A 22050-nucleotide genomic window follows, 5' to 3' on the forward strand; every position below is an offset into this window, starting at 1 on the left:
GATGAACATTGCCGCGACTTTGCAAACCGACATCACGCCCGAGGGCGGCGACTACACGACCGTCCGCCGGGTCATCGAGATGATCACCGAGGATTACCGCGAGCAGCCGGGGCTGGAGGACATTGCTGGCCGCCTCGGCCAGTCGCCGACGCAGTTGCAGAAGACCTTCACCCGCTGGGCCGGCCTCTCGCCGAAGGCGTTCCTGCAGGCCGTGACGCTCGACCATGCCAAGCGCCTGCTGCGGCAGGAGGAACTGCCGCTGCTCGAAACCAGCTTCGAGGTCGGCCTTTCCGGTCCCGGCCGGCTGCACGACCTCTTCGTCACGCACGAGGCCATGTCGCCCGGCGAGTGGAAGGCGCGCGGGGCAGGGCTCACCATCCGCTATGGCCTCCATCCCTCGCCCTTCGGCGGGGCGTTGGTCATGATCACCGACCGGGGCCTTGCCGGCCTTGCCTTCACCGACGAGGCCGACGGCATGGATGCCTTCGAGGACATGTCCTCGCGTTGGCCGAACGCGCATTATGTCGAGGACCGGGAAGCGACGGCCGCCTATGCCGAGCGCATCTTCGACCCGAAGCGCTGGGACCCGACGGCGCCGCTGCGCGTGGTGCTGATCGGCTCGGATTTCCAGGTCCGCGTCTGGCAGGCGCTGCTGCGCATCCCCATGGGCTGCGCCGTCACCTATTCCTCGATCGCTGAGGGGCTTGGCCAGCCGACCGCCTCGCGCGCCGTCGGCGCCGCCGTCGGCCGCAACCCCATCTCCTTCGTGGTGCCCTGCCACCGCGCGCTCGGCAAGAGCGGCGCGCTGACGGGATACCACTGGGGCCTGACGCGCAAGCGCGCCATGCTGGGCTGGGAATCGGGCAAGGCCTGAAATGCAAAAGGCCGGCGAATGCCGGCCTTTTTCTTATGGGAAGGGACAGCGCTCAATGCGCGCCCGACATGTCCCCGAGCACGTCCTTCGACTTCACCGTCGAATCGGCGTTGAGCGTGTAGACCATCGGCACGCCGGTCGCCAGGTTGAGCTTCAGGATCTCTTCCTTCGTCAGCTTGTCGAGCACCATGACCAGCGAGCGCAGCGAGTTGCCGTGGGCGGCGACCAGTACCTTTTCGCCGCGCAGCACGCGGGGCAGGATCTCCGTGAGATAGTACGGCCAGACACGCGCGCCGGTGTCACGCAGGCTTTCGCCGCCCGGCGGCGGCACGTCGTAGGAGCGGCGCCAGATATGGACCTGTTCCTCGCCCCACTTGGCGCGGGCATCGTCCTTGTTGAGGCCAGAAAGGTCGCCGTAGTCGCGCTCGTTGAGCGCCTGGTCGCGGATCGTCTCGAGACCCGGCTGGCCGATCTCGTCGAGGATGATCTTCAGCGTCTTCTGGGCGCGGGAAAGGTCTGAGGTGAAGGCGATGTCGAACTTGATGCCCGTGTCGGCGAGCGCCTTGCCGCCGGCCCTGGCCTCTTCGACGCCGAGTTCGGTGAGGTCGGGGTCGCGCCAGCCGGTGAAGAGGTTTTTCAGGTTCCATTCGCTCTGGCCGTGGCGAACGAGGACGAGGGTTCCGCTCATATGGTCTGTCTCCTGAGGCTGACTTTAATTGAGCCCGAGCACGTCGAGCATGGAATAGAGGCCGGGCTTCTTCTCGCGCGCCCAGAGCGCCGCCTTGACGGCGCCGCGGGCGAAGATCGAGCGGTCCGTCGCGCTGTGCGACAGCGTCACCGTCTCGCCCTCGCCGGCGAGCAGCACGGAATGTTCGCCGATGACCGAGCCGCCGCGCAGCGTGGCAAAGCCGATCGTGCCCATGGGCCGCGGGCCGGTATGGCCGTCGCGCACGCGTACGGAATTCTCCGCCAGCGAAATGCCGCGGCCCTTCGCGGCGGCGTTGCCGAGCAGCAGCGCGGTGCCGGAGGGAGCATCGACCTTGTGCTTGTGGTGCATTTCCAGCACCTCGATGTCCCAGTCGTCGGGGCCGAGCGCGCGGGCGGCCGTCTCGGTCAGCACGCCGAGCAGGTTGACGCCGAGGCTCATATTGCCGGACTTCACGACGCGGGCATGGCGGGCGGCGGCCTTGATCTTCTCGTCGTCGGCGGCCGAGCAGCCGGTGGTGCCGACGACATGCACGATGCGCGCCTGCGCGGCGAGGCCGGCGAACTCGATGGTGGCGGCGGGTGCGGTGAAATCGAGCACGCCCTCGGCCGCCACGAAGGCCTCCAGCGGCTTGTCGGTGACGGGAACGCCGATCGGGCCGAGGCCGGCAAGCTCCCCCGCGTCACGGCCGACGAAGGGCGAGCCCTCGCGCTCGACGGCGGCGAAGACCTCCGCGCCGTCGATGGCGTGGATGGTGCGGATCAGCGTCTGGCCCATGCGGCCCGCGGCGCCGACGACGACCAGCTTCATTGGGTTGCCGCTCATGTCTTCCGTCCTTGCTGTCTATTTGCCCGTGAGGCCGGCAGGCGCCTGGAGGTTGTTGAGGCGAGCGTAGAGACCGTTCTCGCGCGCCGCAAGGTCCTCGTGCGTGCCTTCCTCGATGACCATGCCGTCCTGCATGGCAATGATCTTGTCGGCGCGCACCACCGTCGAGAGGCGGTGCGCGATGACCACCACGGTGCGCCCGCTCATCGCCTCGTCCAGCGCCTTCTGCACGGCCTGTTCCGACTCGGTGTCGAGCGCGGAGGTCGCCTCGTCGAGCAGGAGGATCGGCGCGTTGCGCACCAGCGCGCGGGCGATGGAAAGCCGCTGGCGCTGGCCGCCGGACAGCGTCACGCCGTTCTCGCCGACGGGCGTGTCGTAGCCGAGCGGCTGGGCGAGGATGAAGTCATGCGCATAGGCATGCCGCGCGGCTTCCTCGATCTCGGCATCCGTCGCATCCGGGCGGCCGTAGCGGATGTTGTCGCGGATCGTGCCCTCGAAGAGATAGGGCTGCTGGGAGACATAGGCGATGGCATTGCGCAGCGACTGCTTGGTCACATGCGCGATGTCCTGCCCGTCGATCAGGATCTCGCCGTCCGCCGGATCGTAGAAGCGCGGAATGAGGCTGATGATGGTGGACTTGCCCGCCCCGGAGGGGCCGACGAGCGCCGTCGTCCTGCCGCCCTCGGCGGTGAAGCTGACGCCCTTGAGGATCGTCTCGCTTTCGGAATAGCCGAAGCGCACGTTGCGGAAGGTGATGGCCGCATCGGTGATCGCGAGCGGCTGGGCATCGGCGCGGTCGGCCTGGCGCGGTTTGAGGTCAAGGATCTCGTAGATCATGCGGGCATTGACAGCCGCGCGCTCGAGCGAGACCTGCAGGCGGGCAAGGCGCTTGGCCGGGTCGTAGGCCATCAGCAGCGCCGTCACGAAGGAGAAGAACGCGCCCGGCAGGATGCCGCCGTAGATTGAGCGGAAGGCGGCATAGGCAAGGACGCCCGCAATGGTGAAGCCGGCGAAGGATTCGGACATCGGCGCCGTGCGCTCGGTAAGCCGCGCGATGCGGTTCGACCGGTTCTCCGCCCGCTCGATGATGCTCTCGACCTTCTCCTTGAGCTGGTTTTCCATCGTGAAGGCCTTCACGATGGTGATGCCCTGCACCGTCTCCTGCATCGCACCGAGTACGTGGCTGTTCAGCTCGACAGATTCGCGCGTCGCGGCGCGCAGCCGCTTCGAGACGTAGCGCAGGCCAAGAAGAAGCGGTGGAGCGACGGCGAAGACGATGAGCGTCAGCAGCCAGTCCTTCGAGAGCATGACACCGACGAGGGCGAGCAGCGTGAGGAGGTCGCGCGCGAGCGACGTCACCGTCATGTTCAGGACGTCGCGGATGCCGGAGATGTTCTGGTTGATCTTGGCGGCGAGATAGGCCGAGCGCGACTCGTTGAAATAGCTGACGCTGAGCGCCATCAGGTGGGAGAAGAGCCGACGCTGGTAGCGGGCGACGATGTTGTTGCCGATCTTCGACAGGATGACGGCCTGGAAATAGGTCGCAAAGCCGCGCAACACGAAGGCGGCGAAGATCGAGCCGCAGATGATGAGGACGAGGTCGGCGCGCTTGTTGGCGAAGGCCTCGTTGACAACCGATTCCATGATCCATGCGGCGTAGGCGGTGGTGCCGGCGATGATGCCGAGGCACAGGATCGCCAGCAGGTACCCGCGAATATATTCGCGGCCGTTTTCGGCGATGACGCGCTTGAGCACGCTGGTGATGGTATCGGAGCTGACAGATGGGTGCTCGGTTCGACTTTTATCGGTCAATAAACTGACTTTCCTGCACGGTCTCGACGGCGGCCGGCGAACCGGCCCGTGGCCGCTCTATAGGGTGTCGGCCCGCTTTTGGCGAGTCCGCGGCACGGCGCGGGCCCGCCGGAGCGCTCACCTTTTCCAGCGGCGTCCCTCCGTTGCAACACCGAAGCGGTCCGGCATGCGGGCGAAGGCGGCAAGGCCGGCAAGGGCGGCGACGGGGTGGGTGACCACATAGGTGGGGATCGAACCGAGAAGCGCGCTATGCGGCGCCTTGTCCTCGAAGGCGGCGCGGAATTCGGGCCCGCGCAGCGCCGGCAGGATCTTCTGCGAGATGCCGCCGGCCAGGAAAACGCCGCCCTTGGCCATGAAGATCATCGCCATGTCGCCGGCGACGCGCCCGAGATAGGTGGAAAACAGTGAGACGGTCTCGACCGCCGCACGGTCTTCGTGAGCAAGCGCCTTGGCGGTAACGTCGGCGGGTGTCGCAAGCGTCGCGTCGATACCGTCGGTGGCGCAGATAGCATGATAGATGTTCATGATGCCGCGCCCGCACAGGAGCTGTTCGGCGGAAATGCGGCCCTCGATGGGTTCGAGGAACGGCCAGATCTGGTAGTCGCGCTCGCTGCGCGGGCCGACATCGACATGGCCGCCTTCGCCCGGAACCGGAATCCAGCTGTGGCGGGTATGGACGAGGCCGGCGACGCCGAGGCCGGTGCCCGGGCCGAGCACGGCGCGCGAGGCCGAATGCCGCTCCACGCCGGGGCCGATCTTCTCGCGGTCCTCGTCGCCGAGCGAGGCGACGGCAAGCGCCTGCGCCTCGAAATCGTTGACCAGCAGCACATCCTCGAAGCCGAGATTGGCGATCATGTCGCGCGGGCGCACCACCCAGGGGCAATTGGTCAGCGGCACCTCGTCGCCCTCGATAGGCCCGGCAAGCGCCAGGATCGCCGAGCGCGGCTGCACGGAGGTCGTATCGAGGATGCAGCGTTGCAGCGCGTCGTCGATATTGGCGAAATCGGCGGTCTGGACGATGGGAAAATGCTTCGGCTCGGCGAAGGCGTCGACCAGCAGCGCGAAGCGCGCATTGGTGCCGCCGATATCGCCGATCAGGATGGGGAAGGGAAAGTTCGTGTCGTTGTCGCCCGGCCGTGCCATCAAGCTGTCCCGTTCTTTATGGTGGATGGTCCGCTTTCGCTATCTGCGGCGAAGGTTGCCGTCAATCGGCGGCAAAGTCGAGAAGCTGTTCGGCGGTCGCCCGGTTCAGCGCCATCGGAATGTCATAGACGATCGCAAGCCGCATCAGCGCCTTCACGTCGACATCGTGCGGCATGGGCGTCAGCGGGTCGACGAAGAAGATCAGCACGTCCACCTCGCCCGTGGCGATCAGCGCGCCGATCTGCTGGTCGCCGCCGAGCGGGCCGCTTTTTAGCCGGGTCACGTCGAGGCCGGGACAGGCGTCCAGCACCCGGCCGCCGGTGGTGCCGGTCGCGACGATCCGTGCCTGCGCAAGAACCTTCTCGTTCTTCAGCGCGAAGGCCGCCATGTCGTCCTTCTTCTCGTCATGCGCGATGAGTGCGATGCATTTCCGGCGCGACATGGGCATTCCTCGGCGATTTTAAATCGATTTGAACGCCTTATACAAAAGCGGCGGGGCGTTGAAAAGCCCCGCAGCCTCCCTCTGTCTGCCGGTATCTCCACACAAAGGAGGACGAAAACAGGAGGTTTGCTGGCGAGAGGGTAGGGAGGGCCCTTGGCCTACTGGAACGGCCGCGGAATCGGGATCGGCACGATCGCCGGCAGCGCCGTATCGGAGGCGATCACCGATTCGATGGTCGCGCTGGCACCGCCCCCGGCGCTTGCGGAGAAGGCGAGCGCGGTCGAGGCGCCGCCATTGCCGTGATAGGTCACTTCCTGCTCGGAAGAAGGCGAGGCGCTCGCCAGGACCGTGCCGCAGGCTTTCGGCAGGTCCGACATCTTGACATACCAGGGCTTGACCGGCTTGGCGTCCTTCTTCGGCTTGGGCTTTTCCCAGGGCTCCTTGGTGAACCACCAGGCGAGCGATTGATCGCAGCCGTCGCCGGCCGGCACGCGCGCCTGCGGCTTGCAGCCGGGTGCGCCCTCCGGGCACTTGATGCGGATGTGGAAATGCTCGTCGTGGCCGTAGATCGGTCGCACCTTGCCGAGCAGCGAGCGGTCGCCCTGCCAGGTTTCGCAGAGCTTCTTCTTGATCGCCGGGTTGACGAAGACGCGCTCGACCTGCGGGTAGCTCGCCGCCTTCATGACGAGCCGGGCATGGGTCGGCGTCCAGCGGCGCGAATCGACCGTCAGGAACTTGCTCTTGTCGAGCATGGAGGTGAAGGGCAGCTTTTCCCGCTCCTCGGCGGACAGGCGGTGGTCCGGCATGGGCGTGAACCAGATATCGGCATCAAGGCCGACCTGGTGCGAGGCGTGGCCAGACAGCATCGGCCCGCCGCGCGGCTGTGAAATGTCACCGAGCAGCAGCCCCGGCCAGCCGATTTCGCGGGCGTCCTGCGAAAACTGCTCCAGCAGCGCGATCATGTTCGGATGGCCCCAGCGGCGGTTGCGCGACAGGCGCATCGCCTGCCAGGCCGGGCCGTCCGTCGGGATGGCCACCGCGCCGGCGATGCAGCCCTTGGCATAGGACCCGTAGGGGCTCGTCGCCATCATCGCCGGCAGGCGCTTGGCGCCGAACAGCTCCTTGGCCGGCCGCTCCTCGGCCGCAAGCGGCGAGGCGAGCGCGGTCAGCGCAAGGCCGGCGGCGAGAAGGCGGGTGGTCAGGCGGGAAAGCAGGAAATGGGCTGGCATCGTCCGGTCTCGAAAGTCGCAATGGTTGCGAAAGGTTAAACGACCATCCTTTCGCAGAAGTGAATCCCTTCCCGTGATAGGCATGGCAAAAACCGCCGCTTTCATGGCGGGCCTGTCATTTGCCCGGATTTTGCCTATTCTCTCCCGCATGCTTCGGCAAAGGATACGAAAGGGAATTGGCATGCAGGCAGCCTTCGGGAGAAACGTGTTCACGGTCGCTCTGGCCCTGTCTTTGGGGGCTGCGACCGGCGCCTTCGCGCAAGACGCCAAGGAACCTGTCTGGCACAGCGGTCTTTCCACCATCGGCGAACTGAAGCACCCGAACGGCTTTGCCCATTTCGACTATGTCGATCCCGAAGCGCCGAAGGGCGGCGAGTTGAAGCTCTCCGAAACCGGCACGTACGACACCTTCAACCCCATCCTCTCCAAGGGTGAGGCCGCCTCGGGCGTTTCCTCCCTCGTCTTCGACACGCTGCTGAAATCCGCCGAGGACGAGATCACCACCGCCTATGGCCTGCTGGCCGAGGGCGTGTCCTTCCCGGACGACATTTCCTCCGCCACCTTCCGCCTGAGAGCCGAAGCCAAGTGGGCGGACGGCCAGCCGGTGACGCCGGAGGACGTGGTCTTCTCCTTCGAAAAGTCGAAGGAGCACAATCCGCTGCTCGCCAACTACTACAAGCACGTCGTCTCGGCGGAGAAGACCGGCGAGCGCGACGTCACCTTCCGCTTCGACGAGAAGAACAACCGCGAGCTTCCCAACATCCTCGGCCAGTTCCAGATCGTGCCGAAGCACTGGTGGGAGGGGACGGACGCCAAGGGCAACAAGCGCGACATAGGCCGCACGACGCTGGAGCCCGTCATGGGCTCCGGCCCCTACAGGATCGCCTCCTTCCAGGCCGGCGGCTCCATCCGCTTCGAGCGTCGCGACGACTATTGGGGCAAGGATCTCAACGTGAATGTCGGCCAGAACAATTTCGGCGCGATCACCTATACGTTCTTCGGCGACAGGAACGTGGAATTCGAGGCCTTCCGCGCCGGCAATGTCGATTTTTACCGCGACAATTCGTCCAGCCACTGGATGACGGCCTATGACTTTCCGGCCGCCAAGGACGGCCGCATCGTGCGCGAGGAGATCGAAAATCCGCTGCGCGCCACCGGCATCATGCAGGCCTTCGTGCCGAACATGCGCCGGGAGAAATTCAGGGATCAGCGGGTGCGCGAGGCGCTGAACTACGCCTATGACTTCGAAAGCCTCAACCGCAACCTCGCCTATGGTCGCCTCAACCGCATCGACAGTTATTTCTGGGGCACGGAGCTTGCCTCTTCGGGCCTGCCGGAGGGCCGCGAGAAGGAAATCCTGGAGGAGCTGAAGGACAAGATCCCGTCCGAAGTCTTCACGACGCCCTATACCAATCCCGTCTCCGGCGATCCGAAGGCGGCGCGTGAGAACCTGCGCAAGGCGCTGATGCTCTTCAAGGAAGCGGGCTACGAACTGAAGAACCGCAAGCTGGTGAACGTGAAGACGGGCGAGCCCTTCGGCATCGAGATCCTGCTGTCCAATCCCTCGCAGGAGCGCACGGTCCTGCCCTATGTGAAGAGCCTCACCGATATCGGCGTCGACGCGCGCATCCGCACGGTCGACAGTTCGCAATACACCAACCGCGTCCGCAGCTTCGACTACGACATGCTCTACGGCATCTGGGCGCAGACCTTGGTGCCGGGCAACGAGCAGGTCGACTACTGGGGTTCCTCCTCGGTCGACCAGCAGGGCTCGCGCAACTATGCCGGCATCGCCGATCCCGCCATAGACGAGCTGATCCGCCGGATCATCTTCGCGCCGAACCGCGCCGAGCTCGTCGCCACCGTCAAGGCGATGGACCGCGTGCTGCTCGCCCATCACTATCTTGTGCCGATGTTCTATTCCAAGTCGGTACAGGTCGCCTACTGGAACCACCTCGCCCGGCCGAAGGAACTGCCCTATTACGGCCTCGGCTTCCCGGATGTCTGGTGGTCGAAGAACGCAGCCAGGTGAGGCGGGGCAAATGAGCCGGGGCTTGCACAGGCGGTCCGGCTGGGCTCCATATAGCGATGACGAATCACCGGCCGCGCGGCGGCGGAAGAACGGAAGGATCGGGCTTGGACGGCTGGACATCGACGCGGCGCAATCGGGCGGGTAATCGCTGATGGGCGCCTATATCCTGCGCCGCATCCTGCTGATGATCCCGACGATCTTCGGCATCATGGCGATCTCGTTCGCGATCGTGCAGTTCGCGCCCGGCGGCCCGGTCGAGCAGGTCATCGCGGATCTGACGAGCCAGAGCGGCGGCGATCGCCTGTCCGGCGGGGGCGGCGACATGCTGCAGGTCGGGCAGGACAGCGCCTATCGCGGCGCGCGCGGCCTCGATCCAGAATTCATCGCCAAGCTGGAAAAGCAGTTCGGCTTCGACAAGCCTCCGCTCGAGCGCTTCTTCACGATGATGTGGGACTACATGCGCTTCGACTTCGGCGAGAGCTTCTTCCGCAACGTCTCCGTCGTCGACCTCATCGCGCAGAAGATGCCGGTCTCCATCTCGCTCGGCGTTTGGATTCTTATCTTCTCCTATGCCATCTCCATCCCGCTCGGCATCCACAAGGCGGTGAAGGACGGCTCGGCCTTCGACGTCTGGACATCAGGCATCATTATCATCGGCTATGCGGTGCCGAGCTTCCTCTTCGGTATCCTGCTCATCGTCGTCTTCGCCGGCGGCTCTTTCCTCGACTGGTTCCCGCTGCGCGGCATCGTCTCGGACAATTTCAGCAGCCTCGCCTGGTGGCAGAAGCCGCTCGACTACATGTGGCACATGACGCTGCCGCTGATCACGCTGCTGCTCTCCGCCTTCGCCACGACGACGCTCCTGACGAAGAACTCCTTCATCGACGAGATCAAGAAGCAATATGTCACGACGGCCCGCGCCAAGGGCCTGACCGAGGGGCAGGTGCTCTACGGCCACGTCTTCCGCAATGCCATGCTGATCATCATCGCCGGCTTCCCCGGCGCCTTCATCTCGGCTTTCTTCACGGGCTCGCTCCTCATCGAATATATCTTCTCGCTCGACGGCCTCGGCCGCCTCGGCTACGATTCCATCGTCCGGCGCGACTATCCCATCGTCTTCGCGACGCTCTTCATCTTCTCGCTGATGGGCCTCGTCGTCTCCCTCGTCTCCGACCTCATCTATACCTGGGTCGATCCGCGCATCGATTTCGAGCGGAGGGACGTCTGATGACCGCCGTGACGGATACGACCCCGATCGCTCCACCAAGGAAGGGCCTGCTCTCGCCGACGAACAAGCGGCGCTGGGAGAACTTCAAGGCGAATCGGCGCGGCTACTGGTCGCTCTGGATCTTCCTCGTCATCTTCGTGCTCAGCCTCTTTGCCGAATGCATCGTCAACGACCGGCCGATCCTCGCCTCCTACAAGGGCGAGCTGCTCTTCCCCGTCGTGATCGATTACCCGGAGGAGAAATTCGGCGGTTTCCTCGCCGAGACGGACTACCGCTCCGATTTCATCACCGAGGAGATCGAGGCGAACGGCTGGATGATCTGGCCGCCGATCCGCTATTCCTATAGCAACACCAATTCCAACATCCCGCATTCCGCGCCGACCAAGCCCTTCTGGCTGATGTCGAAGGAGGAGCGCTGCTCCGGCTATCCGGACGGCGCGGCGGACGTGAACTGCAACTGGCACAATCTCAACTGGCTCGGCACGGACGACCAGGCGCGCGACGTGCTCGCCCGCGTCATCTACGGCTTCCGCATCTCCGTGCTCTTCGGCCTCGCGCTGACGATCTGCTCGGCCGTGGTCGGCGTGACGGCCGGTGCCATACAGGGCTATTTCGGCGGCTGGACGGACCTTCTGATGCAGCGCTTCATCGAGATCTGGTCCTCGATGCCGGTGCTCTATATCCTGCTCATCATCGCCGCCATCCTGCCGCCCGGCTTCTGGATCCTGCTCGGCATCATGCTGCTCTTCTCCTGGGTCGGCTTCGTCGGCGTGGTGCGCGCCGAGTTCCTGCGCGCCCGCAATTTCGAATATGTCCGGGCCGCCCGTGCGCTCGGCGTCGGCAATGCGACGATCATGGCGCGGCACCTCCTGCCCAACGCGATGGTCGCGACGCTCACCTTCCTGCCCTTCATCCTGTCGGGCTCGATCACCACGCTCACCTCGCTCGATTTCCTGGGCTTCGGCATGCCGCCGGGCTCGCCCTCGCTCGGCGAACTGATCGCGCAGGGCAAGGAGAACCTTCAGGCGCCGTGGCTCGGCCTCACCGCCTTCGTCGTCATGTCCGTCATGCTGTCGCTGCTGATCTTCGTCGGCGAAGCGACGCGCGACGCCTTCGATCCGAGGAAGACCTTCCGGTGAGCGCTCCCGAAACCATTCTTTCCGTCCGCGACCTGTCGGTGGCCTTCCACCAGGGCGGCAACACCTCGCTCGCCGTCGACCGCGTCTCCTTCGAGATCCACCGCGGCGAGGTCGTCGCCCTCGTCGGCGAATCCGGCTCCGGCAAGTCGGTGACGGCGAACTCGGTCCTGAGGCTGCTGCCCTATCCCGCCGCAAGCCATCCGTCCGGCGAGATTGTCTTCAAGGGCAAGGACCTCCTGAAAGCGTCGGATGCGGCGCTGCGCAATGTGCGCGGCAACGACATCACCATGATCTTCCAGGAGCCGATGACCTCGCTCAATCCGCTCCATTCCATCGAGCGGCAGATCGGCGAGATCCTGAAGCTGCACCAGGATATCGAAGGCCCCGCCGCGCGCGCGAAAATCCTCGAACTCCTCAATCAGGTCGGCATCCGCGAGCCGGAAAAGCGCCTCGCCGCCTATCCGCACGAACTTTCCGGCGGCCAGCGCCAGCGCGTCATGATCGCCATGGCGCTCGCCAACCGCCCGGAACTCCTGATCGCCGACGAGCCGACCACCGCGCTCGACGTCACCGTGCAGGCGCAGATCCTCGAGCTCCTGAAGAACCTCAAGGAAGAGCACGGCATGTCCATGCTCTTCATCACCCACGACCTCGGCATCGTGCGCAAGTTCGCCGACCGGGTCTGCGTGATGACGAAGGGCAAGATCGTCGAGACCGGCCCTGTCGAAGAGATATTCTCCAACCCGCAGCACGCCTATACCCGTCACCTGCTCGCCTCCGAGCCGCGGGGCGAGCCGCGTCCGGCCGACGACAGCCAGCCTGTCGTCGTGGAGGCGGAGGACGTCAAGGTCTGGTTCCCGATCAAGGCCGGCTTCATGCGTCGCGTGGTGGACCACGTGAAGGCCGTCGACGGCATCGACCTGAAACTGCGCGCCGGCCACACGCTCGGCGTCGTCGGCGAATCCGGCTCCGGCAAGACGACGCTCGGCCTCGCGCTGACGCGCCTTATCTCCTCGAAAGGCCGCATCGCCTTCGTCGGGCAGGATATTGCCAGTCGCACCTTCGCCGAGATGCGGCCGCTGCGCCGGCGCATGCAGATCGTCTTCCAGGACCCCTTCGGCTCGCTCTCGCCGCGCATGTCGGTCGCCGATATCGTGGCTGAAGGCCTGAAGATCCACGAGCCCTCGCTTTCCGAAGCCGAGCGCGACCATCGCGTCGCCTCTGCACTGGAGGAAACCGGCCTCGACCCCACGACCCGCTGGCGCTACCCGCACGAATTTTCCGGCGGCCAGCGCCAGCGCATCGCGATCGCCCGCGCCATGGTGCTGAAACCCGAATTCGTCATGCTGGACGAGCCGACCTCCGCGCTCGACATGAGCGTGCAGGCGCAGGTGGTCGAACTCTTGCGCGATCTTCAGGCGAAGCACAATCTCGCCTATCTCTTCATCAGCCACGACCTCAAGGTCGTGCGTGCGCTCGCCAACGACATCATCGTCATGCGCGGCGGGCGCGTGGTGGAAAAGGGCCGGGCGAAGGATATCATCGAGCGGCCGGGCGAGGCCTATACCAAGGCCCTCATGGCCGCCGCCTTCAACCTCGAAGCCGTCCGCAGCGAGACGATAAGCCAGTAGCAGCAGGAAGCAGCATGTCGACGAAAAGCCCGGTCATCATCGATCTGAAATTCGACCAGGAAGAGGTCGCCGCCGCGCTCAAGGGCGCTTTTCCCGAACGCGAGGTCATCAACCTGCTGCATCCGGCAAACCGCAACCGCGACCTTTCCGGCATCGACTACGCGGTGGTCTGGAGGCCAAGCGCCGATCTCTTCTCCCGCGCGAAGGATCTCAAGGTCGTCTTCTCCGGCGGTGCCGGCGTCGACCATGTGCTGACGCTGCCTGGCCTGCCGGACGTGCCGCTCGTCCGCTTCGTCGACGACACGCTGACGACCCGCATGAGCGAATGGATCGTCATGCAATGCCTCATGCACCTGCGCCAGCACCAGGCCTATGAGGCGCTGCGGCAAAAGCGCATCTGGCGCGAGCTTCCCCAGCCCGAGGCGAAGGACATCACCGTCGGCATCATGGGCTTCGGCGTACTCGGGCAGGATTCGGCGCAAAAGCTGAGGGCGCTCGGCTTCAACGTCATCGGCTGGTCGAAGAGCGGCCGCAAGGCCGAGGACTTCGAGACCTATGACGAGAAGGGCCTCGACGCCTTCCTCGGCAGGACCGATTTCCTCGTCGGCCTGCTGCCGCTGACGCCGGATACGCGCGATATCTACAATACCGGCCTCTTCACCCGCCTCAGCCGCAAGGGCCCGTTCGGCGCCCCGGTCTTCATCAATGGCGGCCGCGGCGGCAGCCAGGTCGAGGCCGACATCGTCGCCTCCGTCAACGACGGCACGCTGCGCGGCGCCTCGCTCGACGTCTTCCAGCAGGAGCCGCTGCCGCTCGAAAGCCCGTTCTGGTCGATGGACAAGGTCTTCATGACCCCCCACGCCGCGGCCGCCTCCGACGTCGCCGCCCTCTTCCGCCACGTCGCCCACCAGATCGGGCGGCTGGAAAGCGGCAAGCCGCTGGAGCATCTGGTGGATCGCAGCGCCGGCTATTGAGCGTGCCGTGCCGCTCCTCGGGTCGAGCCCGAGGATGACGGAGGGGAGGGCATGTTTCCGCTTCCCTTGAACGCTGCGGCATGCGGGCCGGCTGGTAGATGCGCCATACTTCCCTTCTGTCGTCATCCTCGGGCTCGACCCGAGGGTCCACGCATCCGCACCGCCGGACAACGAAAGACCCGGATGCAGGGAACATCCGGGCCTTCGGGGAGGTCAGTGAGGGGTCGCTCAGCGGCAGACCCTGATCTTCCTGACGATCACATTGCCGTAATAGTCGTAGGTCTTCACCTTCTTGACGAAGCAATAGGGCTCGTAGCCGTAGCTGTAGTAGCCGGCCTGCGAGGGGGCGGCGAAGGAGATGGCGGCGACGAGGGCGATGGTGGCGGAAATGATGATCTTGCGCATGGGTCTCTCTCCTGATCGGTGGGGATGAGCCTCTCTCATCCGGTGATCAGAAGGTCTCACATCCCTCCGCCGTCCGCTGTTCCCGCGGGAACAGGCGCGCCGTCGCTCACTGGCGCCCCGACCGCATTGACATGCCGGCTCCTCTCCTGCACCCATGCGGACCGATCGATTTCTCATTGATGGCCCGCCATGTCCAAGACCACCCGCGCCACCCAGGCCCTCGCCAAGGCCGGCGTTTCCTTCACCGTCCACACCTACGACTACGACCCGACCGCCGACCGCGTCGGCATCCAGGCCGCCGAAGCGTTGGGGGAGGATCCAGCGCGTGTCCTCAAGACGCTGATGGCGGAGGTGGACGGCAAGCCGGTCTGCGTCATCGTGCCCTCGGATCGCGAGGTCAGCATGAAAAAGCTGGCAAGTGCCTTCAAGGGCAAGTCCGCCAACATGATGAAGCCGGCGGATGCCGAGCGGCTGACCGGCTTCGTCGTCGGCGGCATCAGCCCCTTCGGCCAGAAGAAGCAGGTGCCGGCCGCCATAGAGGAGGAGGCGCTGGCGCATGAGGCCGTCTACATGAACGGCGGCCAGCGCGGCCTCCAGGTACGCCTTGCGCCGCGCGACGTGGTGATGGCGCTGAAGGCGATTGCCGCGCCCGTCGTCGCCTGACCTTCTCATTGCCGCTTTGGCGCACTACGTTTCCCGCATCGATTCCAGAAAGCAGGCTGCCATGACCAATCCTTCCGTCGATCCGCAAAAGCTCGAAAAACTCGCCGAAGTCGCCGTGCGCGTCGGCCTCCAGCTCCAGAAGGGGCAGGACCTCGTGATGACCGCGCCGATCGCCGCGCTGCCGCTCGTCCGCCTCATCACCAAGCATGCCTATATGGCCGGCGCAGGCCTCGTCAGTACCTTCTATGCCGACGAGGAGGCGACGCTCGCCCGCTACCGCCATGCGCCGGACGAGAGCTTCGACCGCGCGACGGACTGGCTCTACGAGGGCATGGCCAAGGCTTACGCCAACGGCGCGGCGCGCCTCGCCATCGCCGGCGACAATCCGATGCTGCTTTCGGCCGAGGATCCGGCCAAGGTCGCCCGCGCCAACAAGGCCAATTCCACCGCCTACAAGCCGGCGCTGGAGAAGATCGCCAATTTCGACATCAACTGGAACATCGTCTCCTATCCGAACCCGTCCTGGGCGAAGCAGGTCTTCCCGAACGACCCGGAAAACGTGGCGGTCGAGAAACTCGCCAATGCCATCTTCGCCGCCTCGCGCGTCGACGTTGCCGATCCGGTCGCGGCCTGGGCGGCGCATAATGCGAACCTTGCCAAGCGCTCGGCCTGGCTGAATGGCGAGCGCTTCTCCGCCCTGCATTTCAAGGGTCCGGGCACGGACCTCACGGTCGGCCTTGCCGATGGTCACGAATGGCACGGCGGCGCCTCCACGGCGAAGAACGGCATCACCTGCAATCCCAACATCCCGACGGAAGAGGTCTTCACCACGCCCCATGCGCTGCGCGTCGAAGGCCACGTCTCCTCTACCAAGCCGCTTTCCCACCAGGGCACGCTGATCGACGATATCCAGGTGCGCTTCGAGGGCGGCCGCATCGTCGAGGCGAAGGCGTCGAAGGGCGAGGCTGTGCTGAACAAGGTGCTGGACACGGACGAGGGCGCGCGCCGGCTTGGCGAAGTGGCGCTGGTGCCGCATTCCTCGCCGATCTCGGCAAGCGGCATCCTCTTCTACAACACGCTGTTCGACGAGAACGCCTCCTGCCACATCGCGCTCGGCCAGTGCTATTCCAAGTGCTTCCTCGACGGCGCAAGCCTTTCACCGGAGCAGATCCGCGCGCAGGGCGGCAATGAAAGCCTGATCCACATCGACTGGATGATCGGCTCCGACAAGGTGGATATCGACGGCATCCGCGCCGATGGAAGCCGCACCCCGGTCATGCGCGCCGGCGAGTGGGCGTGAGCTTTCGCATCCCATTCCTCCGGCACGCTCATCCCCGGGTTTGACCCGGGGATGATGGCTGCGGGCGGGATGAAAATCGTCAGCGAGCGGCTGACGATACGGCCTTTCCGCCGGCGGCAGGCTGCGCCACTGTCGCCTGCGCCCGCTGGCTGAGCCACACGCTGCCCAGCACGACGACCATGCCGCCGATCTGCAGCAGGCTGAGATCCTGCCCGAGCAGCGCCCAGCCGAGCACGACGGCGACAAGCGGGCTGAGGAAGCCGAGCGGCGAGATCGTTGCCGGATCGAGCCGCGCAAGGCCGCGGAACCAGACGATATAGGTGAGCGCCCCGCCGATCACGCCGAGATAGAGGAAGCCGACGAGGTTTTCCGTTGTCGGCATCGGCAAGGCCGGCTCGAAGACCAGTGCGACGGGCACCAGCAGTAGGCCGCCGGCGGTGAGTTGCCAGGCGGTGAAGGTCAACGGCGGCACGGGCGGCTGCCAGTGGCGTGAGAGCACGGTGCCGAAGGCCATGGAGACCGCGCCGGCAAGGCCCGCGGCGATGCCGACCGGGTCGAGCGCCGCGGCCGGCGTCAGCACCAGCAGCGCGACGCCGCCGATGCCGGCAAGGCCGGCGAGAACCGAGAGCGGCCGCACGACCGTTCCCATCACCGCACGCGACAGGCCGAGCACGATCAGCGGCTGGATGGCCCCGACCGTTGCCGCGACACCGCCCGGCAGCCGGTAGGCCGAAACGAAGAGCATTGCCCAGAAGAAGGAGAAGTTCAGCGCGCCGAGCAGGAAGGTGCGCGGCCACCAGATGCCGCTGGGCAGCTGGCGAACAAGCGCCAGCAGGAGAAGCCCGGCGGGCAGGGCGCGCAGCATGGCGACGGTCAGGGGATAGCCGGCCGGCAGAAGCTCGGTCGTGACGATATAGGTGCTGCCCCAGACGGCGGGCGCGATGGCGGTGAGGAGAAGGTCGGAAGCGCGGGACATGGAATGTCTCCATATAAAGAATCTTGATCTCAAGATATATTGGTTTATCTTGACGTCAAGATAATTTCTGCTTTAGTCGAGCCATGGATCACGTCGACAGAATTCTTGAACAGTGGAACCGCGAACGGCCGGACCTCGACGTCGCGCCGATGGGCCTCTTCGGCCGGCTGGCGCGGCTGCGCATCCATGTCGCCCGCGAGATCGAGAAGACGCTCCTGGCGCATGGGCTCAATTCGGCGAGCTTCGACGTGCTGGCGACGCTGCGTCGTTCCGGCCCGCCCTACCGGCTTTCGCCCGGCGATCTCATCGCGACGACCATGGTCAGCTCCGGCACGATGACCAACCGGCTCGACCAGCTGGAAAAGGCCGCGCTGATCGAGCGCTCGCACAATCCGGACGACCGGCGCGGCGTCATCATCGCGCTGACGCCGAAGGGTCTTGCGCTGGTGGACGAGGCGGTGACGGCCCATGTCGAAAACGAGCATCGGCTGCTCGAAAGCCTGGACGCGGGCGAGCGGGCGGCGCTCGATAGCCTCCTGCGAAAATTCCTCAAGGATTTCGAATAGTCAGATCCGGTCGACGAGTTTTTCGACCCGTGCGAGATGCGCCTTGCGCTTCGCATCGTCGATGCGGTCCATGTCGTAGAGATTGACCATCTTGAAATCGAGCCCCTTGGCGCAGAAGGCGGCGATGCCGCGCTTCAGCAGGCGCCGCACCGGGTTGCCCATATAGAGGTTGACCACCCACCAGGGCGAGCCCGTCGTGGTGAAGGCCCAGAAGAGATGGATATTGCCGAGCCGCGGCTGGATGCGCCCGCCGTCCGGATCGTTCTCGAAGGCGACGCCCGGTGCGAAGACCCGGTCGAAGAACCCCTTGAGGATGGCCGGAAAATTGAACCACCATTGCGGAAATACCAGCACCAGCCCATCCGCCTGCTTCAGCCGGGAGACGAAGGGCCCGGCCTCGGATGGGTCGTAAGCCGGCTCGAAATAGCGCGAGCGTTCCGAATGGCTGAGCCGCGGGTCGAAGTCCTCGCGGTAGAGATCGAGCAGGTCGACAGTGTGGCCGTTGGCGATCAGCTTCCGGCGTACCGTTTCAGTGACGCTTGCGGCAAAACTTTCCTCCAGCGGATGGGCGAGCACGAGAAGGATGCGCATGGCGGCCTCAGAACAGCGAGCCCTGGCGGGTCGCGGGCTTCTCCGCTTCCGCCTTCGCCGGCTTCTTTCTTGGCGTCCCGCCGCCCGATCCGGTGACGGCATCCACCGTGCCGTCGGCGAACTCGATGGCGATGGCACGGCCGGGGCCAAGCTCGGCGGCGCCCTTGACCGGCACGCCGTCCTCGTCGCGCACCAGCGCATAGCCGCGCTTCAGCACATTGCGATAGGAGAGGGACTGCAGCATGCGATCCTGCGCCAGAAGCAGGGCGCGCCGCCTGGAAAGGTCGCCGGAAAGCGCGCTCTCCGCCCGAAGAGCAAGGCCGTTCAGCCGGTCGCGCGCGCGTTCGGTCTGTGCCGTGATGCGGGCGGGCGTCGCGCGCAGCGATACGTCGAAGGCCGAGAGGCGCGCGCGGAGCTGGTCGAGCCGGCGCTCCACGATGCGCTCGGCCCGGAGCAGCCGGTCGGCGACACGCTGGCGGCGCTCGCCAATGCGGGTCAGCAGCATGTCGGACCGCAGATGCGCCGCCGTGCGCTCGAAGGCGCGGCGCTTGTTCACCGTGTTCATCTGCAGGCCGCGCCCGAGCCCGGCCGATGCCTCGTCGAAGCGGCGGCGCGGCAGGGCGAGAAGCTGGTCGAGCGAGGGAAGCGCGCGGGCAAGCGCGCGAACACCCTGCCGGCGGTTGTCCATCTGGCGGGCCGTCGCCCCGCGCAGCCGCGCGGCGAGCGAGGCGATCTCCGCATCGAGATCGGCCTTCACTGGCACGGCCATTTCGGCCGCGCCCGTGGGCGTCGGCGCGCGGCGGTCGGCCGCGTGGTCGATCAGCGTCCAGTCCGTCTCGTGGCCGACGGCGGAGATCAGCGGGATCCGCGAGGCGGCTGCGGCACGTACCACGATCTCGTCGTTGAAGCTCCAGAGGTCTTCGAGGCTGCCGCCGCCGCGCGCGACGATCAGCACGTCCGGCCGCCGGATCGGCCCGAGCGGGTCCAGCGTGTTGAAGCCCTCGATGGCCGCCGCGACCTCCTGCCCCGAGCCTTCGCCCTGCACCTTCACCGGCCATACCACGACATGGACCGGGAAACGGTCGGCGATGCGGTGGAGGATATCGCGGATGACCGCGCCGGTGGGCGAGGTCACGACCCCGATGACCTTGGGCAGGAAGGGCAGCGGCTTCTTGCGATCCGTATCGAACAGCCCTTCGGCGGCAAGCTTGCGGCGGCGCTCTTCCAGCAGCGCCATCAGCGCGCCGGCGCCGGCCGGCTCCAGCGTCTCGATGACGATCTGGTATTTCGAGGAGCCCGGGAAGGTGGTGATCTTGCCGGTCGCGATCACCTCCATGCCCTCTTCCGGCTTGAAGCGAAGGCGCGAGAAGCTGCCCTTCCAGATCACCGCGTCGATGCGCGCCTTGTCGTCCTTCAGCGAGAAATAGGCATGTCCCGAGGAATGCGGGCCGCGATAGCCGGAAATCTCGCCGCGCACGCGCACCTGGTCGAAGGCCTGCTCGACGGTGCGCTTGATGGAGCCGGACAGCTCCGACACCGAATATTCGGCAAGGTTGCTGGGCGAATCGTTTTCGGAAAAGAAGCTCATGCCGGCAAGTGTAGTGCGTTTTCCCGCCGATGGCACGGCAGGGCACACCGGCATCCCCAGCCCTATTCCGGCCGCATCCGGTAGAGCTGCAAGGCGGCGTTTTCCGTGCCGGCAACCGGCTCCAGATAGGCCGGCACCCTGCCCTTGAGGAGATCGGCGTAAAGGCCGCCGGGCTCCGCTTCGGCGATGTCGCGGGTCTGCGTATCCGCCCCGCAGAAGGCGAGCAGCGTCACATGCGCGCCGCGCAGGAAGGCTTCCGCCTGGTGCGGGTTGGAAAGGCCGATATGCAGTTCCGTCAGCATGCCGCCCTGGTTGCGGTGATAGGGCGCGGAAAGAACGCGGTGGCCGGTATAGCGCAGGATCGGCGAACCGAGATTGGAGGCGCCGGCCACCACGCCGACGGGCTCGGCGGCGAGCGGGGCGATCGATGCCTCGGCGGTGCAGGAGGGGCGCTCGGCGGCGGTGCTGGAGAGCCCGGCGCGCAGCGTGTCCTGCGAGCGGCCGGGCAGCAGCGCGCCCGCAAGCGCCCAGCTCGCGGGCACGGAGGCGAGCGTCATGGCGATGAAGGCGAGCCCGAGCTTGAGGTTCTTCGGGGCGGCGTTGGAGGCTTTCCTGAGATCAGCGATGGCAAGGCCGAGCGGCAGCGCCGAGAGCATGTTGGAGAAGATCGCGCCGCGGATCTGGATCAGCGAGACGGCGAAGGCGACCGCCAGCAGGCTGAGGACGACGAGATGCCCCTCGGCGGCTTCCCTCCGCCGGATGCGCCAGAGGCAGACCAGCATGGCGAGAAGGCCGGGTGCATAGAAGCTGCCGACCGATCCCGGATCGAGCCTGAACTGCGCGACGGCCGATTGCGCCTCAATGACGCCGGAGAGCCAGAAGGTCTTCAACAGCGGATCGAGCGTGTCGAGCGGGTTGGCAAGGCAGCCGGGCGCGATGATCAGCACCGAGGCCGCAAGGATCGCGCCGCCGCCGGCAAGCGCCGCAAGCCTTCCGCCGAACGACCGGCCGCTGGCGAGCGAGGCCACCAGGAACAGCACGCCGCCGCCGAGCGTCGCCAGCGCATAGAAGCCATAGGAAAGGCTGTCGCAGGTCACCTGCGTGTAGCGCGCGGATGCGACCGTCGCGAAGAAGGCGACGGTGATCGTCAGCGCCAGCGACAGGCCGAAGGCGGCCGCCGCCTCGCGGAAGGCTTCTCCGTGCCACACCCAGCGCAGCGCGACGACAAGGCAGACGGCGCCGATCAGCGGCGTCGTCTCCGCGCCGATGGCGATGGCAAGGCCGGCAAGCAGGCCGGCCACCGCATGGTCGCGCGCCCGCCTGCCGGGATCGAGCAGCATGGCCGATATGCAGGCGATAAGCGCGAGCTGGACATTGTGATGATCGATGGCGCCCGGCTGGAAGCGATTGAGCGCGACGACAAAGACGGTGGTCAGCACCAGCGTCGCATGCATGGCGGCCTTGCCGCCGAGCCGGTAGCCCGCAAGCCCCATGCCGTACAGCACCGGCACGACGAGGGATGTCGGCCAGACGGCGAGCGCGATGGCCTCGGCATGCCGCGCATCGGTGAACAGCGAGAAGAAGCTGATGAGATTGGCGATCGGCAGGTCGATGAAGCGCGACCAGTGCATCAGCGTGCCCCCCGCAAGGCCAAGGCGGTATTGCGTCGTGTCGAACCAGCTCTGGCCGGCCAGCAGGTCGCGCACCACGACGAGTCGCATCGTGTCGTCATTGTCGGCGCCGACATAGTCCGTGGCGAAGGGCAGTGAAACGACAAGCACGAGGGAAATCGCCACGAGCGCATAGAGGGCGAGCACCTGCAGCGTCATGCCCTGACGCGGCGCGGATGTGCCCGCTGGTGCGAGCGGGAGAGCCGCAGGCATGGTTTTCGACACGGGAAGCCCTTTCCGACGCCATGGGAAGCCT

General features: G+C 66.0%; 20 protein-coding genes. 9 read left to right on the forward strand and 11 right to left on the reverse strand.

Annotated elements, in window-relative coordinates; all coding sequences use genetic code 11:
* Window position 1 precedes the first annotated feature (1 nt).
* Window positions 2-874: a bifunctional helix-turn-helix domain-containing protein/methylated-DNA--[protein]-cysteine S-methyltransferase gene (locus ShzoTeo12_RS16525; RefSeq protein WP_318910469.1), complete on the forward strand. Its 873-nt coding sequence runs from the start codon at window positions 2-4 to the stop codon at window positions 872-874.
* 52 nt (window positions 875-926) lie between these two features.
* Here the strand turns inward: ShzoTeo12_RS16525 and ShzoTeo12_RS16530 are convergent, their stop codons facing one another.
* From ShzoTeo12_RS16530 to mepA, 6 genes are all read right to left on the reverse strand, one after another.
* Complete coding sequence (locus tag ShzoTeo12_RS16530; RefSeq protein WP_318910470.1) at window positions 927-1562, reverse strand: 2,3-bisphosphoglycerate-dependent phosphoglycerate mutase; 636 nt, start codon at window positions 1560-1562, stop codon at window positions 927-929.
* Window positions 1563-1586: 24 nt separating this feature from the next.
* A complete protein-coding gene (gene dapB, locus ShzoTeo12_RS16535) occupies window positions 1587-2405 on the reverse strand; it encodes a 4-hydroxy-tetrahydrodipicolinate reductase (protein ID WP_318910472.1) in 819 nt (272 codons plus the stop codon).
* A gap of 18 nt (window positions 2406-2423) precedes the next feature.
* Window positions 2424-4217, reverse strand: a complete 1794-nt coding sequence (locus ShzoTeo12_RS16540; protein WP_318910473.1) for an ABC transporter ATP-binding protein — start codon at window positions 4215-4217, stop codon at window positions 2424-2426.
* A 117-nt stretch (window positions 4218-4334) separates the two neighbouring features.
* On the reverse strand, window positions 4335-5360 hold the full coding sequence (locus ShzoTeo12_RS16545; RefSeq protein ID WP_119257245.1) for a glucokinase: 1026 nt from the start codon (window positions 5358-5360) through the stop codon (window positions 4335-4337).
* 61 nt (window positions 5361-5421) lie between these two features.
* The gene (locus ShzoTeo12_RS16550) at window positions 5422-5802 is read right to left on the reverse strand and encodes a methylglyoxal synthase (RefSeq protein ID WP_203317140.1); all 381 of its coding nucleotides are present in this window, start codon (window positions 5800-5802) and stop codon (window positions 5422-5424) included.
* Between the two features lie 158 nt (window positions 5803-5960).
* The gene (gene mepA, locus ShzoTeo12_RS16555) at window positions 5961-7031 is read right to left on the reverse strand and encodes a penicillin-insensitive murein endopeptidase (protein WP_318910476.1); all 1071 of its coding nucleotides are present in this window, start codon (window positions 7029-7031) and stop codon (window positions 5961-5963) included.
* A gap of 181 nt (window positions 7032-7212) precedes the next feature.
* Between mepA and ShzoTeo12_RS16560 the strand changes: the two genes are divergently transcribed.
* The 5 genes from ShzoTeo12_RS16560 to ShzoTeo12_RS16580 all read left to right on the forward strand — a co-directional run bounded on the left by ShzoTeo12_RS16560 (window position 7213) and on the right by ShzoTeo12_RS16580 (window position 14035).
* On the forward strand, window positions 7213-9063 hold the full coding sequence (locus ShzoTeo12_RS16560) for an extracellular solute-binding protein (RefSeq protein WP_318910478.1): 1851 nt from the start codon (window positions 7213-7215) through the stop codon (window positions 9061-9063).
* 151 nt (window positions 9064-9214) lie between these two features.
* A complete protein-coding gene (locus ShzoTeo12_RS16565; RefSeq protein ID WP_119257249.1) occupies window positions 9215-10291 on the forward strand; it encodes a microcin C ABC transporter permease YejB in 1077 nt (358 codons plus the stop codon).
* The gene (locus tag ShzoTeo12_RS16570) at window positions 10291-11430 is read left to right on the forward strand and encodes an ABC transporter permease (RefSeq protein ID WP_318910480.1); all 1140 of its coding nucleotides are present in this window, start codon (window positions 10291-10293) and stop codon (window positions 11428-11430) included. Before ShzoTeo12_RS16565 ends, ShzoTeo12_RS16570 begins: the two co-directional genes overlap by 1 nt.
* The gene (locus ShzoTeo12_RS16575) at window positions 11427-13061 is read left to right on the forward strand and encodes an ABC transporter ATP-binding protein (RefSeq protein WP_318910482.1); all 1635 of its coding nucleotides are present in this window, start codon (window positions 11427-11429) and stop codon (window positions 13059-13061) included. The genes ShzoTeo12_RS16570 and ShzoTeo12_RS16575 overlap by 4 nt, the downstream gene beginning before the upstream one ends.
* Window positions 13062-13075: 14 nt before the next feature.
* Window positions 13076-14035 carry a glyoxylate/hydroxypyruvate reductase A gene (locus ShzoTeo12_RS16580; protein WP_318910483.1) on the forward strand — a complete coding sequence of 320 codons (960 nt, stop codon included), beginning with the start codon at window positions 13076-13078 and terminating at the stop codon, window positions 14033-14035.
* Window positions 14036-14263: 228 nt separating this feature from the next.
* Here the strand turns inward: ShzoTeo12_RS16580 and ShzoTeo12_RS16585 are convergent, their stop codons facing one another.
* Window positions 14264-14440 (reverse strand): hypothetical protein, encoded by a 177-nt coding sequence (locus ShzoTeo12_RS16585; protein ID WP_318910485.1) that lies wholly within the window; start codon window positions 14438-14440, stop codon window positions 14264-14266.
* 189 nt (window positions 14441-14629) lie between these two features.
* On the opposite strand from ShzoTeo12_RS16585, the gene ybaK reads away from it, so the two are divergent.
* Entirely contained in the window at window positions 14630-15103 is a 474-nt protein-coding gene (ybaK, locus tag ShzoTeo12_RS16590; RefSeq protein ID WP_318910487.1) for a Cys-tRNA(Pro) deacylase, read from the forward strand.
* Window positions 15104-15164: 61 nt separating this feature from the next.
* Window positions 15165-16403: an aminopeptidase gene (locus ShzoTeo12_RS16595; RefSeq protein WP_318910489.1), complete on the forward strand. Its 1239-nt coding sequence runs from the start codon at window positions 15165-15167 to the stop codon at window positions 16401-16403.
* 79 nt (window positions 16404-16482) lie between these two features.
* Here the strand turns inward: ShzoTeo12_RS16595 and ShzoTeo12_RS16600 are convergent, their stop codons facing one another.
* Window positions 16483-17379, reverse strand: coding sequence for an EamA family transporter (locus tag ShzoTeo12_RS16600; RefSeq protein ID WP_318910490.1), 897 nt, complete (start codon window positions 17377-17379; stop codon window positions 16483-16485).
* An 83-nt stretch (window positions 17380-17462) separates the two neighbouring features.
* Here ShzoTeo12_RS16600 and ShzoTeo12_RS16605 point away from each other — a divergent pair, with 83 nt between their 5' ends.
* On the forward strand, window positions 17463-17945 hold the full coding sequence (locus ShzoTeo12_RS16605) for a MarR family transcriptional regulator (protein ID WP_318910491.1): 483 nt from the start codon (window positions 17463-17465) through the stop codon (window positions 17943-17945).
* Here the strand turns inward: ShzoTeo12_RS16605 and ShzoTeo12_RS16610 are convergent, their stop codons facing one another.
* The 3 genes from ShzoTeo12_RS16610 to ShzoTeo12_RS16620 all read right to left on the reverse strand — a co-directional run bounded on the left by ShzoTeo12_RS16610 (window position 17946) and on the right by ShzoTeo12_RS16620 (window position 22007).
* On the reverse strand, window positions 17946-18536 hold the full coding sequence (locus tag ShzoTeo12_RS16610; protein ID WP_318910493.1) for an NAD(P)H-dependent oxidoreductase: 591 nt from the start codon (window positions 18534-18536) through the stop codon (window positions 17946-17948). It abuts the gene before it with no gap.
* A gap of 7 nt (window positions 18537-18543) precedes the next feature.
* Complete coding sequence (gene xseA, locus ShzoTeo12_RS16615; RefSeq protein WP_318910494.1) at window positions 18544-20124, reverse strand: exodeoxyribonuclease VII large subunit; 1581 nt, start codon at window positions 20122-20124, stop codon at window positions 18544-18546.
* Between the two features lie 62 nt (window positions 20125-20186).
* The gene (locus tag ShzoTeo12_RS16620; protein WP_413251157.1) at window positions 20187-22007 is read right to left on the reverse strand and encodes a hypothetical protein; all 1821 of its coding nucleotides are present in this window, start codon (window positions 22005-22007) and stop codon (window positions 20187-20189) included.
* Window positions 22008-22050 lie beyond the last annotated feature (43 nt).

It is taken from the genome of Shinella zoogloeoides, from assembly GCF_033705735.1.
Taxonomy (GTDB): domain Bacteria; phylum Pseudomonadota; class Alphaproteobacteria; order Rhizobiales; family Rhizobiaceae; genus Shinella; species Shinella zoogloeoides_A.

What these genes read in the sequence shown, in the direction of transcription:
- dapB (WP_318910472.1), bottom strand. Translation starts at nt 2,405, where the DNA reads ATGAGCGGCAACCCAATGAAGCTGGTCGTCGTCGGCGCCGCGGGCCGC.
- ShzoTeo12_RS16620 (WP_413251157.1), bottom strand. Translation starts at nt 22,007, where the DNA reads ATGCCTGCGGCTCTCCCGCTCGCACCAGCGGGCACATCCGCGCCGCGT.
- ShzoTeo12_RS16550 (WP_203317140.1), bottom strand. Translation starts at nt 5,802, where the DNA reads ATGTCGCGCCGGAAATGCATCGCACTCATCGCGCATGACGAGAAGAAG.
- ShzoTeo12_RS16600 (WP_318910490.1), bottom strand. Translation starts at nt 17,379, where the DNA reads ATGTCCCGCGCTTCCGACCTTCTCCTCACCGCCATCGCGCCCGCCGTC.
- ShzoTeo12_RS16525 (WP_318910469.1), top strand. Translation starts at nt 2, where the DNA reads ATGAACATTGCCGCGACTTTGCAAACCGACATCACGCCCGAGGGCGGC.
- ShzoTeo12_RS16585 (WP_318910485.1), bottom strand. Translation starts at nt 14,440, where the DNA reads ATGCGCAAGATCATCATTTCCGCCACCATCGCCCTCGTCGCCGCCATC.
- mepA (WP_318910476.1), bottom strand. Translation starts at nt 7,031, where the DNA reads ATGCCAGCCCATTTCCTGCTTTCCCGCCTGACCACCCGCCTTCTCGCC.
- ShzoTeo12_RS16530 (WP_318910470.1), bottom strand. Translation starts at nt 1,562, where the DNA reads ATGAGCGGAACCCTCGTCCTCGTTCGCCACGGCCAGAGCGAATGGAAC.
- ShzoTeo12_RS16565 (WP_119257249.1), top strand. Translation starts at nt 9,215, where the DNA reads ATGGGCGCCTATATCCTGCGCCGCATCCTGCTGATGATCCCGACGATC.
- ShzoTeo12_RS16610 (WP_318910493.1), bottom strand. Translation starts at nt 18,536, where the DNA reads ATGCGCATCCTTCTCGTGCTCGCCCATCCGCTGGAGGAAAGTTTTGCC.
- ShzoTeo12_RS16570 (WP_318910480.1), top strand. Translation starts at nt 10,291, where the DNA reads ATGACCGCCGTGACGGATACGACCCCGATCGCTCCACCAAGGAAGGGC.
- ShzoTeo12_RS16580 (WP_318910483.1), top strand. Translation starts at nt 13,076, where the DNA reads ATGTCGACGAAAAGCCCGGTCATCATCGATCTGAAATTCGACCAGGAA.
- ShzoTeo12_RS16595 (WP_318910489.1), top strand. Translation starts at nt 15,165, where the DNA reads ATGACCAATCCTTCCGTCGATCCGCAAAAGCTCGAAAAACTCGCCGAA.
- ybaK (WP_318910487.1), top strand. Translation starts at nt 14,630, where the DNA reads ATGTCCAAGACCACCCGCGCCACCCAGGCCCTCGCCAAGGCCGGCGTT.
- ShzoTeo12_RS16545 (WP_119257245.1), bottom strand. Translation starts at nt 5,360, where the DNA reads ATGGCACGGCCGGGCGACAACGACACGAACTTTCCCTTCCCCATCCTG.
- ShzoTeo12_RS16605 (WP_318910491.1), top strand. Translation starts at nt 17,463, where the DNA reads ATGGATCACGTCGACAGAATTCTTGAACAGTGGAACCGCGAACGGCCG.
- ShzoTeo12_RS16560 (WP_318910478.1), top strand. Translation starts at nt 7,213, where the DNA reads ATGCAGGCAGCCTTCGGGAGAAACGTGTTCACGGTCGCTCTGGCCCTG.
- xseA (WP_318910494.1), bottom strand. Translation starts at nt 20,124, where the DNA reads ATGAGCTTCTTTTCCGAAAACGATTCGCCCAGCAACCTTGCCGAATAT.